13 protein-coding genes are annotated in these 14,546 nt (G+C 50.6%); 1 reads left to right on the top strand and 12 read right to left on the bottom strand.

Features of this window, described 5'->3' with window-relative positions; translation table 11 throughout:
• Positions 1-14: 14 nt before the first annotated feature.
• The 9 genes from wcaF to OGV71_RS14710 all read right to left on the bottom strand — a co-directional run bounded on the left by wcaF (position 15) and on the right by OGV71_RS14710 (position 8,896).
• Positions 15-569: a colanic acid biosynthesis acetyltransferase WcaF gene (gene wcaF, locus OGV71_RS14750; protein WP_003036750.1), complete on the bottom strand. Its 555-nt coding sequence runs from the start codon at positions 567-569 to the stop codon at positions 15-17.
• Positions 570-578: 9 nt separating this feature from the next.
• Positions 579-1,325 (bottom strand): colanic acid biosynthesis glycosyltransferase WcaE, encoded by a 747-nt coding sequence (wcaE, locus tag OGV71_RS14745; protein ID WP_204583457.1) that lies wholly within the window; start codon positions 1,323-1,325, stop codon positions 579-581.
• A 5-nt stretch (positions 1,326-1,330) separates the two neighbouring features.
• Entirely contained in the window at positions 1,331-2,548 is a 1,218-nt protein-coding gene (gene wcaD / locus OGV71_RS14740; RefSeq protein ID WP_204583456.1) for a colanic acid polymerase WcaD, read from the bottom strand.
• Complete coding sequence (gene wcaC / locus OGV71_RS14735; protein WP_204583455.1) at positions 2,523-3,740, bottom strand: colanic acid biosynthesis glycosyltransferase WcaC; 1,218 nt, start codon at positions 3,738-3,740, stop codon at positions 2,523-2,525. The genes wcaD and wcaC overlap by 26 nt, the downstream gene beginning before the upstream one ends.
• A complete protein-coding gene (wcaB, locus tag OGV71_RS14730) occupies positions 3,737-4,225 on the bottom strand; it encodes a colanic acid biosynthesis acetyltransferase WcaB (protein ID WP_003036758.1) in 489 nt (162 codons plus the stop codon). The genes wcaC and wcaB overlap by 4 nt, the downstream gene beginning before the upstream one ends.
• Before the next feature lie 2 nt (positions 4,226-4,227).
• Entirely contained in the window at positions 4,228-5,070 is an 843-nt protein-coding gene (wcaA, locus tag OGV71_RS14725) for a colanic acid biosynthesis glycosyltransferase WcaA (protein ID WP_003841790.1), read from the bottom strand.
• Positions 5,071-5,142: 72 nt separating this feature from the next.
• Positions 5,143-7,305: a tyrosine-protein kinase Wzc gene (wzc, locus tag OGV71_RS14720; RefSeq protein ID WP_204583454.1), complete on the bottom strand. Its 2,163-nt coding sequence runs from the start codon at positions 7,303-7,305 to the stop codon at positions 5,143-5,145.
• Positions 7,302-7,751: a low molecular weight protein-tyrosine-phosphatase Wzb gene (wzb, locus tag OGV71_RS14715; RefSeq protein ID WP_003036763.1), complete on the bottom strand. Its 450-nt coding sequence runs from the start codon at positions 7,749-7,751 to the stop codon at positions 7,302-7,304. Before wzb ends, wzc begins: the two co-directional genes overlap by 4 nt.
• A 5-nt stretch (positions 7,752-7,756) precedes the next feature.
• A complete protein-coding gene (locus tag OGV71_RS14710) occupies positions 7,757-8,896 on the bottom strand; it encodes a polysaccharide export protein (RefSeq protein ID WP_003036765.1) in 1,140 nt (379 codons plus the stop codon).
• Positions 8,897-9,551: 655 nt separating this feature from the next.
• Here OGV71_RS14710 and OGV71_RS14705 point away from each other — a divergent pair.
• Positions 9,552-11,135, top strand: a complete 1,584-nt coding sequence (locus OGV71_RS14705) for a TerC family protein (protein WP_003841782.1) — start codon at positions 9,552-9,554, stop codon at positions 11,133-11,135.
• Between the two features lie 44 nt (positions 11,136-11,179).
• Here the strand turns inward: OGV71_RS14705 and asmA are convergent, their stop codons facing one another.
• From asmA to udk, 3 genes are all read right to left on the bottom strand, one after another.
• Positions 11,180-13,033, bottom strand: a complete 1,854-nt coding sequence (asmA, locus tag OGV71_RS14700) for an outer membrane assembly protein AsmA (protein ID WP_204583453.1) — start codon at positions 13,031-13,033, stop codon at positions 11,180-11,182.
• 26 nt (positions 13,034-13,059) lie between these two features.
• On the bottom strand, positions 13,060-13,641 hold the full coding sequence (gene dcd / locus OGV71_RS14695; RefSeq protein ID WP_003036774.1) for a dCTP deaminase: 582 nt from the start codon (positions 13,639-13,641) through the stop codon (positions 13,060-13,062).
• Positions 13,642-13,732: 91 nt separating this feature from the next.
• Entirely contained in the window at positions 13,733-14,374 is a 642-nt protein-coding gene (udk, locus tag OGV71_RS14690) for a uridine kinase (RefSeq protein ID WP_003036776.1), read from the bottom strand.
• Positions 14,375-14,546 lie beyond the last annotated feature (172 nt).

The following is a 14,546-nucleotide window of genomic DNA, read 5'->3' as shown; positions in this document are numbered from 1 at the left end:
CTTCAGTGATCCCCTCAGGGAGTAACTTTCTCGACGCGTTCGCGCGTGACTACTGCGGGATTTCCCCGACAAATGACATTTGCTGGCAGCGATTTAAATACGCTGCTTCGTGCTCCGACGACGGTGCCATCGCCAATCGTCACGCCAGGCGCGACAAACACATCTGTCGCCAGCCAGCATTTATCGCCAACCACTATCGGTGTGGCGTTAATATCAAAATGTTGGCTGGCATAATCATGACTCCCGGTGCATAAATAACTTTTTTGCGAAATAACTGCGTGGGCCCCAATCGTAATATCACCTAACGTATATAAAACCGCGTCATCACCCACCCAGGCATAATCTCCCAGAGTTAGTTTCCACGGATAAGTAATTTTTACTGAAGGCCGAATGACTACGTTTTTTCCTATTTTTGCGCCAAACATCCGTAATAAAAATGCACGCCAGCGATACATGACCTGTGGAGACCAGCGAAATAATGTTGCTTGCACCGCCCACCATAATTGCACTTTAATAGCGCCGCCGCCGCGAAAACCTCCAGGCACTTTAAATCCGCTTAAGTCTTGCATACTGTGCCCTTACGTTTTTCCATATAAGGTTTTTGTTTTATCGGTTGTGCGCAGACGTAAATATTCTGACAAACCGGTCCAAAAACCTGGCATGTGTAATATCTGGCGCTGTACTTTTTTGGCATCCCGGCACAATTCCAGATTATTCGTCGTTGACACTCCGCCCATAGAAAATTCCGACACCAACCCGCGCAGCTTTTTAAAAGCGTAACCGGACTTGTATAATTTGGCTGCCAACGCGTAATCTGACGATATTTTATATTGCAAATCATAATGCCAGACATTCAGTCCTGAGAGCGGAAAAAATATTGCCTGATGGCTGGCTGGCAGGCTGTGATAAATATACCAACCCGGTTTTGCCCGACGCTTAATTTTGTTGCCATTACCGAAATCCAGCAACGCATCGCCAATGACCATAGTTTGGTCACTCTGCATTTTTAGCTGGCGGATAAAACAAGCCGCATTCGCATGCAGAATATCCCCGGAGTTGAGGAACAGTGCAAACCGCCCGCGCGCCATCGCGATGCCTTTGTTCATCGCATCATAGATGCCGTTATCCGGTTCGCTGACAAACTGTAACCGGTGTTCTCCACTGAGTCCTTCAAGAAACGCCGACGTACCATCCGAGGAGCCGCCATCAACAACAATCCACTCAAAACTGATATCACCCGCTTGCGCCAGATGTGCCAGCGACGCGTGAGTTTTGACGATCCCTTCCAGATTGCGAAAGGCGACGGTAATGATACTGAGCAGCATGTGAGTTACCTCGCGATATTCAGCGCCTTGCGCAAAATAAACGGACACACAATTAAAAATGCGTATTCCGGACTAAATACTGAACCTGTAAAAAACAGTGACAATGGTGTAAAAAGATAAAGCTGCACCCGATAATTCTGATTATCGCCAAACGCATTGATCATCATTTTCATGACTTTCCCCATGTACCATAGGGCTAATATCACCGCGAACCATGAAAAATAAATAATCAGCAGATACAAGCCATTGTCTATTGTTTTACCGACATCTGCACCGTTAAAAATTCCGAATGACGCGACGTATTCATAAAGTGAGCCAAATCTCACTACGCCATCAACGTTCAGTAACGAATAACCGACCATCACTAATGGCCCTACGATACGATAATACGATGACGAACCTTCAGTTCCTAAATCACCAAGCCGCGTTGCGATGTACGGAAAAGCAAATATCACACCAACTAAAAACACGCTCAATGAGATTATCGCCAGAGGTAGTTTCTTTTTTATCGCATCCTTATTTAGGTACTGAAACGCCCATTCCAGGAGGTAAAACAAAATAAACGTCATTACTCCTGAAAACGATCCCGATAATATTATCCCTACCAGAATCATAGCATCGGACTTAGGTGTTTTGATACCAAACTGTTTGATACTGAGCCAAATTGAGATTAATGCCAGAGCGAAGAATGCCGGTTCGAAATAGAGCGCCGTGGTTCGTTTCCCACCAAACTTAATAAAGTTCAGAACATAGCTGTTACTGTAAATAAGATATTTCGAAATAACTTCCATTAAACTGCTGCCGCCGCTGAGAATTATCTGTGCCATTTCAGCTGCAGCTAACCCCACCACCAGTCCCACAACCAGCCAGAAAAAGCGCAAGATTTTAATGTAGTTATGCGGTGAAATGGTTTTGAAGCGAATACTCCATACCATGCCAATAATCACCACGGTATAGATAAACAACATGGCGGACGTCACGTACTTGCTGGCATCCAGTGACTGACCGAACAGATAGTTAAATGCCGTCAGTCCGCCCCCTACGCCCAGCGCGATCATTAATTTTTTGATATTGATGCGCTCGATAAACAGCAACAGCAGAACAGGTAAGAATGTGACGAGGGTTATCGGGAAGCTCTCGCCAAGCTGAGCAAGTTTGACGTTAACCAGCAGATAAAGCAGCGGTAGCACCAGATAGCTACAGATTCTGATAGAACGAGACATATTCCTCCAGCATCTGTTGTCCACTGTATGCCAACCGGCTGCGCTGGCTAAATGCGGCAAGCGACGTGTCAAAAACCGCCTGCGCAATGTCTGATTTTTTCAGCTGCACCAGTTGCAACACTTCAGCTTCGCTGAACGTTTTTCCGCCTGATTTAGCCAGCACTTCCTGCGCGGCATCGCTGTGCGTGGCTATTACCGGTACGCCGATGGACAGCGCTTCGCACAGAATCAGCGGGTAGTTATCGACACGGGAGCTGAACACCAGTCCATCCATCTGATTAAGCGCACTCATCAACGTGCGCTTATCGCTCTCAAAACCGTGATTGATGACGTTATCTCCCGCAAATGGCGAAAATTTGCCGAAGGTATGCAACTCAATTTTGTCTCCGAGCGCGGTAATCGCTCGCACCAGTTGCTGACTGGTTTTGCCGTCATAGCGCAGGTCATGAGCCACCACGGCAATTTTCGGCCGACCGCTCTCCTCAGGCATCGCGGGTAGTTCGGCAAGAATGGTTTCAGTTGCCATATCAATGCCATTATTGATAATGCGGCAGCGTCCCACGCCATACAGGCTGTTGAATGCGTCGGCCACATGCTGGCTGGGCGAGATAAACTGGCAACCCAGCGCCAGCATCGCACGAAACATCTGCCGCTTACCGGGCAACTGCTGATGTGCTTTATCGATTTTTACCGGCGGATAGTTGCTAAGCGTTGGGCATTGCAGACAGCCCGTTTTCCAGCCTTCGCAGCCATCGGTAAAGGCACAGCGCCCGGTCACACTCCAGTGATCGTGCAGCGTCCAGACGAAGGTGATATCCGGTTTATGCGCTTTCACTTTTTGGCAAAAGGAGACTACCTCTTCCAGGTTCAACCAGTAGCTGTGCAACACATGAAAATGCAGTACCAGCGGGCCGTTAGTGCGGGTAACCGTACGATATAGCTTGTCGAGATTGCCGAACATGTCGCGGTTCGCGAAACGAAACAGCGCAATGTTCGCCGCCGACGTCAGGCGCGGCGTATATTTGATAACCTGCGGGTATTTCGCATGGCTGGCGCTTTTTTTACCGCCTTTGCCATAGCCATAGACAAAACGCGATGACAGCCCTTTTTCCAGCGACCTCAGATGCAAATCTAACGCCACGCCTGCCGCCCCACCTTCTGCGAGTCGCACATTAAATTGTAATATCTTCATTTTATTACCTTCACCCGTGCCTTCTCGCCCACGACCAGCGCATTGTCCGGAACGCTATCCACCACGACGCTCCCGGCACCAATCGTCACGTTATCGCCAATAGCAACGTCGCCAAGCAGAGTGACATTGGCCCCCAGCTCAACGCTGTTACCGATTACCGGGCAGGACAAATCGTTGGTGCCAAGATTGCCGATGGTGACGCCGTGACGTAGGGTAAAATCATCCCCCACAACCACGTGTTTATTGATAACCACCCCATAGCCATGATGGATGGTGAAACGACGACCGATTGATGCAGCGGCCTGAATTTCATAGCCAAACAGGCATTCGGTGATAAGGCGGTACATCACCAGTATCGGAGCGGCCCACAGGTTGTTTAAGATGTTTTTTTTACGCCAGACGGAGCAAAAATGGGCAATCCGATAGGCCACCACCATGCAGCAGGGGCGCAGACTCCAGCCGTTCACGCGTAAATCTTCCAGCATAATTAGCGTCCTCGCAGTCCGTCGGCCAGACGCTTACTGTTGCGAACAGAAAGCAGCGTCAGTAGCGTGCGCCAGTTCATCCGTTTATTGCGGATCTGATAGAGGGTAAACAGCTGATATTTCTTGCTGGCCCGGTCAAATTTGCCTTTGTGCTTGCGGTAAAACTGAAAGTAGCCGGAGAATTTATTCGGCGATGAGGTAATGCGCATCTCACCGTGATTTACATGCAGGATCTGCGTCGCCTCTTTGACCTTCCACGGTTTGCCATACGCCACCACCATGCGCAGGAAGATGTCGTAATCCTGCGCCGCTTTCAGCGTGGTATCGAACAGACATGCTTTAAACCGCCATGCCCAGGTAAATACCTGGTTACCAATGATGTTGCGCTTATAAAACCTGCGGCGTGAATAAACGGACTTAGGATAGAGCGGCAGACTGGTCGGCTGCGAATACACTTCACCCTCACAGACATAGTCATTGGCATACAGAAACGCCCGCGTGACCAAATGATGGCGATAGTTGAGAAATACACTCAGTCGGTTCGGCGTCCATTCATCATCATCATCAATCCCCGTAATGTATTGCCCGTTGGCCTGCATAATGGCCTGATTACGCACCGCACAGGCCCCGGAGTTGGTGGGATTATGCGTATACGACACGCGCGGATCGTTGAGTTCCTCAACAAACTGCTGCAACTGCTCATATGAGGAAGAGCAATCATCCACAATGATCATCTCCCAGTGAGGATAGTCCTGGCGCAACACCGATTTAATCGCCCGAATGGCCAGTTGCTGGCGGTTCCAGGTTGGCATGTAAATTGAAATTAGCGGGTTTTCTGTGGTCATTTTCGTTTCCAAACAAAGTTGCCTGATGGCACTACGCTTATCAGGCCTACATTCGATATGCGTTGCTGTTAGTTATTTCGAATCCGACGTGTATTCGTATTCGTAGTAGCCGTAATCCTGATACCCGCTCGCGCGGCGGAAGATCGAGTTGAGGATCACTCCTTTCACCTGAATGCCATTTTGCTCGAAGCGACTCAGGCTGGTTTCCACCTCTTTCAGCGTGTTGACCGCATAACGCGCCACCATCAGCGTGGTGCCGACGTGACGCCCCACGATGGCTGCATCGGTCACCGCCAGAATTGGTGGGGTGTCAATCAACACCAGGTCATAGTGCGAACTGGCCCAGGCAATCAGTTCGCCGAAGCGCTCGCTCATCAACAGTTCGGAAGGATTGGGAGGAATTTGACCGCGAGGGATCAGATCAAAATGCGGAATCGATGTCGGTTTAGCGCTGGATGAAATATCCCCTTTGCCAATGAGGATCTCAGACAGGCCGTTAACATTATTGGTCCCCAGCAGTTCGTGGGTATAGCCTTTGCGCATGTCGCAGTCGATCAATAGCACGCGTTTGTTAGTCTGGCTAATAACTGCCGCCAGGTTAGCGCAGACAAACGTTTTCCCAATCGACGGACTGACGCCGGTCAGCATCAATACGTTGTTACGCGCCTGCATCATGGCAAAGTGCAGGCTGGTACGCAGGCTACGGACCGCTTCGATGGCGAGATCCGTTGGATTCCCCACGGCCAGCAGTTGGCTTTGCTTGTAGCGTTTCACACCTTTAATGGTCTGAACGTTATCACGCGCTTTTTGCCATTCAGACAGCGGAATACTGGCATACACGCTGATACCATGCTCTTCCAGCGCCTGGGGGCTTTCAATACCGCGATTAAACAGAGAACGCAGCAGTACGCCCACCACGGAGAGCATTAAACCGAGAATAATACTGCCGAGAATAATCAGCGCCGTTTTCGGCTTCAGCACGCCAGGCTGGGCAATCGCGGGATCGACAATGCGCACATCACCGACCGTACTGGCCTCGGTAATCTTCAGTTCCTGTTGCTTGTTCAGCAACTGCATATAGACCTGCTGACCGGACTCCACATCACGCGTCAGGCGAACAATTTCCTGCTGTGTTTTCGGCATCGCCGTTACACGCCCGTTCAGCTTACTTTTCTCATCTTCCAGCGCTTGGCGTTTTTCCAGCAGCGTGCGGTACGCCGGATGCGCTTTGGTGAACAGCTTGGAAATCTCCGCTTCTTTGAAGGTCAGTTCATTAAGCTGAGCATCGATATTCACCATCGAATCCAGCACCGCTTTGGCTTCCAGCGGCAAATCCACGGAGTCTTTATCCTGACGAAAGGCGTTCAGCTTGTTTTCAGCAACATCCAGACGGTTACGCACTTCGGGCAACTGTCTGGCCAGAAACGCCAAACTTTTGGCGGCTTCTTCGGATTTACGTTCCACGTTTTGTTGCAGATAGTTGCGGGTAATACTGTCGAGGATCTGGCGGATTTGCTCGCGGTCTTCACCGGTAAAAGTCAGGCTCAATACACCGGTATCTTTGCCTGTTTCCGCCACCATCAGATTATTTTGCAGGGTGTTTATCATGCCCAGCGTGGAGAATTTACGGACGGTAAATTGGCTCTCCGGGCTGGCATGAATCGCCTTAACCAGCATCGTCACGCCATCGTGTTCCAACACCTTGCCGACTTGCCCCCGAACGCTAAAACCCCCGTCACTCACCAGTTGATAGCTTTTGTCATTCAGCACATTGAGCGTGAAGGTCTGTTCATTCATTGCCTTTGGCAGCGTGAAGGTAGTCACATTAACCGTTTCGTTCTGACGGCCCATCAGCCGGTCCCAGCCCGCGCCAAAAATAGGGAACGTATCTTTGGTAACGCCGATATCGAGGTTGAGATCGTCTACCGTTTTCCCTAATACCAGTCGTGACTGAATGAGCTGAATTTCCGCTTCCGAGGCCGGGGGTTTGTTCGACAACGCCGAGCCAATATCCTGCACCAGTGAATTTCCAGTATTTTGCTCAATTTGCACCAGCGCGTCCGCACTATAGATGGGGGTGGCGAACAGCGTGTAGACCGCGGCACACAATGCAAAAGCCGCGGTAATGCCAAGTACCCACCAGCGGGCTTCCACCACCGTTGCGACCAGACGACCAATATCGATTTCATCATTGCCCGTTACCGGCGCAGCAGACTGTTTAACTTTTTCTGTCATCGTTTTCCCTGCTCTGCGTTCAGTGCCTGAGCCCATTGGCGGGCAGACCGTTCAAGTAATGTGTACACCGCGTCAAACGCATCACGGCTTTTACGATACGGATCGGGAATTTCGCGCTCGCTGTCCCAGTGACCAAAAAGCATCACTTTGCCGCGCATCTCCGGCACCATTTCACACAGGGCAGAGATATGGCGCTTTTCCATGGCCAGGATCAGGTCATACTCCCGGCACATTCGTCCCGAGATCTGCCGGGCACAATGATTATCCAGTGACAGGTTGTGCGCCTGCGCCACGCTAATGGCGCACGGATCCGCGCCTTTCCCCACCAGCGCCCCAAGACCGGCAGAAGAGACCGTCAACGCCGGGTGAAATTGCCTTAACAAGCGCTCTGCCGTCGGGGAACGGCAAATGTTCCCCACACAGACAACTAAGATTTTGTTAAACATGACGATTACCAGTTGTGAAGGTCGCTGGCCGTGTCCGTCATATAGCGAACACCGCTAATAGTTGGCAGCAACTGATTGATCAAACGGTTCCAGCGAGCAACCGGCGCAGTAGTGACGTACACCACATCATATGGCTGGAGTCGGAATGATGTTGCCATCACCAACGACGTCGCATCGGACATATCAAGCTGATAGATATTGGCGATCTTGCCGTTGTTCCCGCCCTCGCCTTTCAATGGTCGAATAACGAAAATACCGCTGGCATTGGAGGTGGTCAGGTCAATACCTTCGGCATTGCCCAGCGCTTCGGTAAGCGTCATGCCGCTGAAGTCCATTTTGAGGGTGCTCTGTTTTTTCACTTCCCCCATTACAAAGACTTTCAGATCGTCATTACGCGGGACAAACAGAATGTCGCCAGGATAGAGCAGTCGGTTCTGGCTCAGGTCGCCATTTTGCATCAGTGCTTGCAGTGAAATGCGTTGCTCCTGCCCTTTATGAGTCAGCACAACGTTGCGCCAGTCTGCAGCTTCGGTGAGACCGCCAGCGGCGTTAATGGCATCGAGAACGGTAAGCGGCACGTTGGTGATAGCCTGCTGACCGGATTTGTTCACCTGTCCGGAGACATAGGCCTTCTGCGAGCGGAAAGCGGCGATATTAACGTCCACCTGCGGGTCAGCAATGTACTTCGCTAAGCGCCCGGTAATATCACTACGAATCTCTGCCAACGTTTTCCCTACCACGCTGACTTTGCCGATGTAGGGGTAAAACATCGTGCCATCAGGTTGTACCCAGTTGCCGGTATCGCTTGAACTACGGTACTGCCCGGCCGGGGTGGTGAGTTCAGGATGGTCCCAGACGGTCACATTTAGGACATCCCCCGGGCCAACCCGGTACTGATACCCGGCAATCTCCTGGTCCAGCGACATATTAGGTTGTGCAACATTTGGTCGAGGACGTAATTGTTCTACCAGCCGTGGGGTGAGTGGATAAACATTCACCATGCGATCGATATCAAAATCAGCGTCCTGCTGTTTAATCACATCTTTGCCCATCGTAGACATATTGCTGCCCGGAAGCACGGTACAACCGTTTATCAAGATTACCGATACCAATACTGGTATCAATTTAAGTTTGGATTTCATCATTGATTATTTATCACTTTGGCAGAGTAATTATCACATGCAATCTAAATAGCGACTTCGCCTGTACGTATTTACCTTGCCGTTAATTGAAATGGAATTTAACTGGCATCAGTCCTAAAAAAAATGAATTCATCTGCGGTCTCTTGACAGAATAATTTAGGCTTGTTTCAGGCGACCAGACACGCTACCGCCCCTGGCTTCACTAGCTACCAATGCACTGATTAATTTGAATTTTTATCTTCTCCTTTATTTTCATCACATTTACAGCAGCAACGCATCGGGAATGACGTCACTGGTTAATGAGGAAATATTCATCTTTTGATTATTACCGCAAGAATTGTTGCAGCTAAGCGAATATCAGGCAAGATAACAAGCCACCGATACCAAGCTTTTAAGATTAATATTAAGCGTTGGATTTGTATATTTTTAGGATTTTATTGATGTTGACAATATTGATATAGAAACATCCCACCTGCGATATTTCTTAAATATATTAAGATTAATAAAATCATTTCCTGTAGTTACATTAAGGCTATTATCCTGCATCTGTTCTGATATAACCGACAGAGAAATCCCCTCTCGCCATTGCATTTTTCGCCAGTTTTACCCATGATCGAATTGTGACAATTGTCATACAACTATGGGTATAGCATTTACTATGGAATGGATTGCCGATCCGTCAATCTGGGCCGGACTGGTCACGTTAATCGTGATCGAACTTGTTCTTGGCATTGATAATCTTGTTTTTATTGCCATCCTCGCGGAGAAACTACCTCCTGCCCAGCGGGATAAGGCGCGTATTACCGGGCTACTGCTGGCGATGGTTATGCGCCTGCTGCTGCTGGCATCAATATCCTGGCTGGTAACGCTGACCACACCGCTGTTCAGCATTCGCGATCTCAGCTTCAGCGCCCGCGACCTGATCATGCTGTTCGGTGGTTTCTTCCTGCTGTTTAAAGCCACTATGGAGCTCAACGAACGGCTGGAAGGAAAAGACAGCGACAATCCCACCCAGCGTAAAGGCGCTAAGTTCTGGGGTGTGGTCGCGCAGATCGTGGTGCTGGACGCCATATTCTCTCTCGATTCCGTCATTACCGCTGTTGGGATGGTCGATCACCTGGCCGTGATGATGGCTGCGGTGATTATTGCCATCAGCCTGATGGTGCTGGCGAGCAAGTCGCTGACACGCTTTGTCAACAGTCATCCAACTATCGTTATTCTGTGCTTGAGCTTCTTGCTGATGATTGGTTTTAGCCTGGTCGCCGAAGGATTTGGTTTCCATATCCCGAAAGGTTACCTGTACGCGGCCATCGGCTTCTCGGTGATGATCGAAGCATTAAACCAGTTGGCTATCTTTAACCGTCGTCGCTTCCTCTCAGCCAACCATACTCTGCGCCAGCGCACCGCCGAGGCGGTAATGCGGCTGCTGAGCGGGCAAAAAGAAGATGCCGAACTGGATGCCGAAACCGCGGCAATGCTGGCGGACCATCATGAAGGTCAGATTTTCGCGCCTCAGGAGCGGAGGATGATTGAACGTGTGCTGAACCTTAATCAGCGTACCGTCAGCAGTATCATGACCTCGCGTCACGATATTGAACACATCGACCTCAATGCTCCCGAAGCAGAAATCCGCGCCTTACTGGAAAAAAACCAGCATACGCGTCTGGTGGTCACTGGCGAAGACGGGCAGGAAGAACTGCTTGGCGTGGTGCATGTCATCGATTTGCTGCAACAGTCTCTGCGCGGCGAGCCGCTCGACCTGCGCGTCTTGATTCGCCAGCCGCTGGTGTTCCCGGAAACTCTGCCGCTACTTCCGGCGCTTGAGCAGTTCCGAAACGCCCGGACGCACTTCGCGTTTGTAGCCGATGAATTTGGTTCCGTCGAAGGGATTGTGACGCTGAGTGATGTGATGGAAACCATCGCCGGCAATCTGCCAAACGAGGTAGAGGAAATCGACGCCCGCCATGATATTCAGAAAAACGCCGATGGTTCATGGACCGCTAACGGGCATATGCCGCTGGAAGACCTGGTGCAGTACGTCCCTATCCCATTAGATGAAAAACGTGAGTATCACACCATTGCCGGGCTTTTAATGGAATATTTGCAGCGCATCCCAAAAACCGGGGAGGAAGTCCAGGTTGGCGACTATCGGCTAAAAACACTGCAGGTGGAAAACCATCGCGTGCAAAAAGTCCAGCTGATACCGCTACACAGTGAAGAAGAGATGGATTACGAGGTGTAAGTCACGAGCCGGATGGGGCATTAGCCACCATCCGGCAATATGAATCAGAGCTTATCCAGCAACTTTTTAACATCTTTGCCGTTGCGGGAATCTTTATTGCGATCGGCCCAGTCATTCAGGCGACGTTTTGCTTCATCCTGCAGATGTTTACGCAAAAGCTGATCAACTTGCAGACTGTAGTTCAGTGATTGCCATTGACCATAGACTCGGAGAGGAACCGGGGTGGCCTTCAGGAAATTAATCAACTTACTTTCGCCATCCCAACCGCCCAGCACGCGAATGTTAAACAGCGTGTCGCAATTTTGCTTCACCAGATCTAACGTTCCTTTGCCGGTCAGTGCCAACATAGCGGACTCCCCTACCATGTTATCCAGCGTCACCTCACCGTTATCCAGCGTCATATCGGTTACAAAATGATCCAGACGGGTCACGTTCTCCATATTTTGCTGGGCTTTAGCATCTCCACCGCTACGCTCGACGGCCTGCTGTATCATCTGCTGGAAGTTCATCCCTTCCATTCGCGTATCGTTCATTTCGACATGGGCCTGCCCTTGCCAGCTGTGACGAAACGCCTGGGCGTCAATATCCGAGCCGGAAAAATCTCCTGCCAACGACAGCTTGCCGGTGAGTGCGATGGGGTAATCAAAGGCCTTCAGAATAGTGCCAATTTCCACACCTTCCAGGCGCGGATGAAAGACCGCTCGCGGTTCTCCCTTTCTGGCATCCAGCGTGCCGGGCAATGAGATCAGCCCGCCATCACTTTTTCCTTGCAACTGTGCAATGTTCAGTAAGCCGAACCGGTTGTCTATTTTTGCCGAGACATTCTCAAACGCCATTTTCCGCCACAGCACTTTGTCAGCCTGCAAAGCGATGTCTGCCGAAAAACCCTTGAGTCCCTGATACGAAACGGCATCAACCTGGGAAGCAATGACGGGGCGCGCCAGCGTTGACTGACTCTGACCTTGCTGAACTTCACCTTTTGCTGTCACCGCTGCGTCATGTTGTACGAGCAGGTTATCCAGATTGAGCTGACCAAATTTTAGGTCAACGGCCCATTCCGGTTTTTCCAACAAGGCCACATGCGCTTGCCCGGAGAAAGAAGAGTCATTAGCGGTCAAATTTATCTGGCTAAATGAAAGCTGTTTTTTCTCTTCCAGCCATTGCGCCTGAAGATGTCCCTGACCGTTGATCCCCTGCGGCGGCAGATCGGCCCCCTGCAGTTGCCAGCTTAACTGTTCAATATTCGCAGATAAGTTGTGCGGATAATCGAAGGCATCGACCGTACCGTTAAAGGATAACGCGAGATCGCGCTGATCGCGGTTCACACGCCCGGAGAAATCAAACGTACCGCGGTGCTGGCTATCTTGTTCCATCTCCAGACGAATATCGCGAACGGTAACCTGTTCATCATCTTCATGTTGGAACACCAGAACACTGTCGGCAACGCGCAGACGGGCGATATCAAACGACCATCCTTTGTCTTCCGCCAGATCGGGCAACATATTGTCTTTTGGGGCAACGGGTGCATCTTTGCCGCGTACCGCCTCAGTTTGCGGAGTCAATTGAATCACTGCGCCTTTGAGCATCACCTGCTTCACGCTGAGCTGGTGGCTCAACAGCGGCCACAATGCAACGTCGAGACGCATATTATCAGCACGAACCAGGGGTTCGCTGGCGCCTTCAGCCGTTAACATCACTCGCCCTGAGAGGATACTCAGTTGCGGCCATACGTGCCAACGCAGGGGGCCATCCAACTGCAGCTGATACCCGCTACGTACGGCAACCTGCTTGACCATATACGCGCGGAAATCATTCGGATTCACCAACAGTACTAACGCAGAAAAGCCGGCCACCAGCACGACCAGAAGAATCATCAGCGTCGTCAGAAATCGTCTCATGCTATCCCCAATGGACTGATAAACACTCAGTCTTTATCGATCCGGCTGGCAACAGCGCCCTGCTGGTCGCGATACTTCGCATCCTGACGACGGTTGTAAGGTCGCGCTGCCGGACCGGAAAGCGGTTCGAAACTTAACGCGCCAATCGGCATCCCCGGACGCAGAGCCAGCGGTAATTTTCCGGAGTTGTAAAACTCCAGTACGATACAGCCAGACCAGCCCGGATCGATACGGTGTGCGGTGACGTGTACCATCAGTCCCAGACGAGCCAGCGAAGAACGGCCATCTAACCAACCGACGAGATCGGAAGGCAGCGTCACGGATTCGAATGTTACCGCCAGTGCAAGTTCCCCCGGATGCAGGAAAAAGGCTTCGCCGTCCTTAAGGACGATTTCATCACTCATCACGCGATCCAGCGCGGCGCTGACTTCATCTTTCGGTCCGCTTAAATCGATATACGCCGCCGTATGACCACGGAACGTACGGAATTTGTTGCCAAGGCGCACATCTACCGTGGCGCCATTGATTCGCTCGACAGGAGGGCGGGGATTGATCGACAGGCGACCTTCATCCAACCAGGCTTCAATATCTCGGTCACATAAACGCATGGCACTTTCTCCTTTCGTGCTTCAAACCCTTAATGCCAGGTGCGTTAAGGGTGAACCAGGTTATCACTGAACGGTACACAATTCGCTGAACTTATTCAAAGAACTGACTGATTTTAGCCTTCAGAATATCGATGGCGATGCGGTTTTTACCCCCGCGCGGCACAATGATGTCGGCGTATTGTTTTGAAGGCTCAATAAATTGCAGGAACATTGGGCGGACGGTTTTCTGGTATTGCGCCATCACCGAATCCATTGAACGACCACGTTCGTTCACATCCCGCTTGATACGGCGCATCAGGCAAATATCCAACGGCGTATCAACAAAAATAGAGAAGTTCATCTCGTCACGCAAACGCGCATCCGTCAGCAGCAAAATGCCTTCCAGGATGATGACTTTCTTGGGTTCGATATGAATAGTGTCTTGCGTACGCGTGTGCTCAACATAGCTATATACCGGCAGCTCAATGGCAGAGCCGCGTTTCAGCGTTTGCAGATGTTGAAACAGCAGGCTGTGGTCCATCGCGTTCGGATGGTCGTAGTTGGTTTTTACACGTTCTTCCATCGACAGATGGCTTTGATCTTTGTAATAGCTGTCTTCGGGAATAACGCCAATATGTTCGTCACCGACTTGTTCACGCAATTCGCGATAAAGAGTACTGGCAATAAGGCTCTTGCCGGAAGCCGATGCGCCGGCAATGCCGATAATGACGCACTGATGGGACTGATCAGTCATAAATTTAGCGACCTGATTAACCTGGATGTAAGGAAGGGCGGCGCCGAAACGCCAAACGCGGCAATTATAGGGATTTCAGCGGCGCGACGCCACCCCAGGCTGCACCAATGCTGTCCCTGTCGCAAATTAAAATGGTCAGATTTAGAACAGCCGCTATATTTATTCACCTGCC

The organism is Citrobacter sp. Cf088 (genome assembly GCF_030334295.1).
In the GTDB taxonomy this organism is placed as follows: Bacteria; Pseudomonadota; Gammaproteobacteria; order Enterobacterales; family Enterobacteriaceae; genus Citrobacter; species Citrobacter freundii.
This window is presented reverse-complemented; position numbering and strand designations above follow the sequence as displayed.